A 3,760-nucleotide genomic window follows, 5' to 3' on the forward strand; every position below is an offset into this window, starting at 1 on the left:
GTGCTGGCCGAGTATTTCTACGAGGACTGGTCGAAGGTCGCCATCGTACTTGGTGACGGAAATGGAGCGACCACGGCTAATTTCCTCGAAGCAAAGAAGCTGTTACCTCCCACCAATTTTGATGGCGATGACGAACTCGGCAGTGAGAAGCTTCGTTGGATCGTCAAAGGAGAGTTCGACTTCTCGGAGTTCGCGGCCTGATGAGGTCTTACACAGTCCGCGAATGGGACAAGCTCACTTATGGTGACGGCGACGGGCAGATCCCGGCGCATTTCGCTGACCGACTGGCGAGCTTGGCGCTGCGCTCACCCTTTGCCGGCAGGGGCGGCAGCGGCGTGCTTGAACACGGCCGCCGTGCGCTCCGTGCGCGGGGCGTGGTCGGGATCCTAGCCGCCAAGGACTGTAGCCTGGAGATTCTGCCTAAGATCGATGTCGCGTCTTGGGAGAATGTCGACCAGCAGAATGCGGCGATACGTAAGCGCCTGATTCACATGTTGGCCGTCGCGCTCGATCTGAAGGTCGATCTTGGGACGATAACGGAGCTTGCATGGCAGCGTGAGACGTTGCTTGAAATCCTGGTTCGCATTTTTTGCGAGAAGCTCACCGAAGCGGTCCGAAAGGGCATGCCGCGCCGGTATGTTGAGGAGGCAGACGACCTATCTTCCTTGCGCGGTAGGCTCAATGTCGTGCGCCAGTTCACCCGCCACGCGGTCAACCCTTCCCGTCTCGCCTGCCGGTTCGATGTCCTTTCCGAGGACACCCCCTTAAACCGGATTATGAAGGCGGCGGTCGCCCATCTATATCGAACATCTCGAAGTTCAGCGAACCAACAACGCTTGCGCGAACTGGCTTTCGTCTATGCGGATATAACAGAGGCTCAGCCGGCGGCTCTCCGATGGGATGAAGTCGTGATCGACCGGACCAACCGCCGATGGCAGGAGCTGCTGGGCATGGCCCGGCTTTTTTTGCTCAATCGCTATCAGACTACGACTGGAGGCCTGAGCCAGGGGACCGCGCTACTTTTTGAAATGAACTCACTATTCGAAGAATACGTCGGTCGCCTCATTTCTCGGGCTTTGACAGGTACTGATCTTACGGTGACGTTACAAGGCGGCCGCCTTTTCTGTCTGACCGCAGAAGCTACCGAGCGTGGACTTTTTCAGACAAAGCCAGACATCCTAATTCGCCGAGCAGGTGTCACGACGCATGTGATCGATACAAAATGGAAGCGAATCACTTCCCGGATTGACGATCCTAAGCAGGGCGTCTCGCAAGGCGATGTCTACCAGATGATGGCCTATGCACAGCTCTACCGTGCTCCGCGTCTTACACTCCTGTATCCGCATCATCCGGGGTTGGGCGGCGAGGAAGACGTTCACTCTCGACACCGAATAACCGGGCATGACACCATCCTCGAAACTGCAAGCATTGATGTGGCGAACGGTAACAAGGTTCTTGACCGGCTCCGGAGTCTGCTCCTGGCCTCCGAAAGTGCGACTAACCTAACAGGCTAGCGGTTTTCGGAGTATACTGATCTGAAGAAGCTCGAGTTGCAGTATCGAATGCGCCGGGCCCGCGCCCGATCGTTGCAAACTTTCGGTCGGGCGCTCGGCCGATCTTTAGGATCAGCCTAGTGGGCTCCGAACGGGTTCGCCGCCATCCCCACCACCGCGCTTGATCCGCCTCACAGTGCGGCTTCTCCCGCGGTCCCCGCGCTTCTCGGGTCCGGGTCCCCATAGATGGCCGAACGATCCGCTGTCGTTCGACCTATCAGCCTGACGCAATTCAGGCTGCCGAACTTTCAAGTTCTGCAATCTTCTCGAATTCGGACAGGATTTCTCGGTGATGTTGCGTCAAGTACCGAACCACGCGCGCATTGCCGAGCAGCGCGCCTAGAAATCCCTTGGCGAGAACGAAATCGAGGTGATCGACACCGTAGGATTGCTCCGCCATTTTGAATTCGCGTTCGAGATTCGTGGACTCTCGCTCCATCAGCGCGATCTGATTCTCGGTAAGCCCTTTGATGACCTTTTGCTTCGCGGACTCGATCAGCTGATCTTGCGGTGTGGCGGCGACCAATGATCTCGCATAGGTGATCGAATACTTGTTCATCGCGACCATGAGCTCCGATGCCTCCATTTGCCGCATAGGAGTCATCTTCCTGATCTCGGTGAACGAATTGATCGGCACATGCTTGTCCTTGAGGAGCTCTACTGCCTCGGGACAGATGCCCTCCAACAATCTGCGCTTTTTCCGGATACCAGCGACGTTCACGTTCAAGGCTTTGGCAATCCGCTCTTCTGGTACGCCGCGTTCGACGGCATTCAGGATCATCTTGTGCTCTTGAACGATCGCAATGCGGCTGACCCGACGATTGTAGGTGAACGCCTCGTCATCGGTGGAAATCAGACAGGCGACCTCCGTCTCGCCCATTTCTTTCAGAATCTCGACCCGTAGATGCCCGTCTAGAAGCAGGAATTTGCCCGCCTCGCTTCGATCGCGCGCCACGATCGGCGGTTCGATAATCCCTACCTCCTGGATCGAGGCCGCTATTTGCGCGTATTTTGGAGTTTTCTTTACATTAGGCGCGACGATCCGAAGCGGCTGGATACTTGAAATCAAGATGCGCTGACCGACCTCCTCGAAGGCCATCCGCACCGAGGTTTCGGGATTTTTTGGAGCCATGCTCAACCCTGTCTGCCGATTGGAATGCGCTCCGCCAAATTCCGCGGCAGGGTGCCCAGCCCTTCCGCACGCAATAGCGTGACAAAATTTTCGTCGGCGAAGAGATGGCGTAACGCCTCGGTCACGAATACCAGTCGGTCATGGGTGGCCCCCGCTTTCCGAATAAGAAGTCGTTTCTTGTCGGTATCCGCTCGATAGGCTCGCAGAAGGGCATCCGCTGACATCGTACTCGTGCGTCGTTGCTGCGTAGTCTTGAGTCCTTTACCGCGCCGCCTTCGTTGCTCGACGACGCGCTTGGCGATCAACAGCCTGCGGCCACGTAGAATGTTTTTCTCATAGGCTTGCTGCAACGCGCGCTGCGTGCCCGCGTCATCAGCCTCGGCAATCTCGACGGCAACACTGACCGGAATCTGACCTGATTCAACCGCACGCAGGAGACGATGTTCGCCTTTCTCCAGTAGCCGGATCACACCGCGGACGTACTCCAGGGATAGATCGGTCTTGCGTGCGATCTCAGCCTCTTTATAGCCCCGGCGCTTCAGGCCTTCGATATCATGGAGCAGATCGATGGCGCGGTGCTGCCTACGGGCACAATTCTCGACAAGGCTCATCACCAGGCAATCTTCAGCGGTTGCTTCAACCACCAACGCCGGGATCTCTCGCTCTCCTAACGCCTGGAAGGCCTCAACACGACCTTGACCGCATATCAAGTCGTATTGGGGTCCGTCCGAACGGTCATGCCTAGTTACGGTTATGGGCTTTTTCAGTCCCAAGTGCTCGATGTTCGCGACGATCTCCTTGAATAGCCGCTTGTTACGCAATCGCGGATTGATCACGTTGATCCGGTCGATCGGCACCATTTGGACGGACGAAACGGCGGAGTTTGTCATGCAACCTCCAAAATCTTCACCCGCGCGGCCATGCCATAAAGCGCATCGAGCGTGTCGTAACGATAGGCATCAAGCGAGATACCGTTGTACTCCGCGAGCCGCAGCTTCGGCAGACTCATGTCGAGCCTTGGTAACAAGTAATAGTCACGTGCCGCCTTGTTCGCCCGATCCATTCGAACCGCGAC

Annotated in this window: 4 protein-coding genes and 1 pseudogene; 2 read left to right on the top strand and 3 right to left on the bottom strand. The window is 56.8% G+C overall.

Going from position 1 to position 3,760, the window contains the following annotated elements; translation table 11 throughout:
* Nucleotides 1–201 (top strand): hypothetical protein (locus tag AB7F49_RS38855; protein WP_428533206.1); only part of this gene is annotated, 201 nt, incomplete at its 5' end.
* The gene (locus tag AB7F49_RS38860; RefSeq protein ID WP_428533209.1) at nt 201–1,514 is read left to right on the top strand and encodes an McrC family protein; all 1,314 of its coding nucleotides are present in this window, start codon (nt 201–203) and stop codon (nt 1,512–1,514) included. The genes AB7F49_RS38855 and AB7F49_RS38860, both read left to right, overlap by 1 nt.
* 271 nt (nt 1,515–1,785) lie before the next feature.
* On the opposite strand, the gene AB7F49_RS38865 is transcribed toward AB7F49_RS38860, so the two are convergent.
* From AB7F49_RS38865 to AB7F49_RS38875, 3 genes and pseudogenes are all read right to left on the bottom strand, one after another.
* A complete protein-coding gene (locus AB7F49_RS38865) occupies nt 1,786–2,685 on the bottom strand; it encodes a plasmid partitioning protein RepB C-terminal domain-containing protein (RefSeq protein WP_428533212.1) in 900 nt (299 codons plus the stop codon).
* A gap of 2 nt (nt 2,686–2,687) precedes the next feature.
* Nucleotides 2,688–3,575, bottom strand: a complete 888-nt coding sequence (locus AB7F49_RS38870; protein ID WP_428533215.1) for a plasmid partitioning protein RepB C-terminal domain-containing protein — start codon at nt 3,573–3,575, stop codon at nt 2,688–2,690.
* Nucleotides 3,572–3,760 (bottom strand): annotated as a pseudogene (locus AB7F49_RS38875) (recombinase family protein); the annotation flags it as partial. The gene AB7F49_RS38870 and the pseudogene AB7F49_RS38875, both read right to left, overlap by 4 nt.

Source organism: Pseudorhodoplanes sp. (genome assembly GCF_050250235.1).
Classification (GTDB): domain Bacteria; phylum Pseudomonadota; class Alphaproteobacteria; order Rhizobiales; family Xanthobacteraceae; genus Pseudorhodoplanes.

Excerpts from the sequence above, each read along its gene's own strand:
- AB7F49_RS38860 (WP_428533209.1), top strand. The coding sequence starts at position 201 with ATGAGGTCTTACACAGTCCGCGAATGGGACAAGCTCACTTATGGTGAC.
- AB7F49_RS38870 (WP_428533215.1), bottom strand. The coding sequence starts at position 3,575 with ATGACAAACTCCGCCGTTTCGTCCGTCCAAATGGTGCCGATCGACCGG.
- AB7F49_RS38865 (WP_428533212.1), bottom strand. The coding sequence starts at position 2,685 with ATGGCTCCAAAAAATCCCGAAACCTCGGTGCGGATGGCCTTCGAGGAG.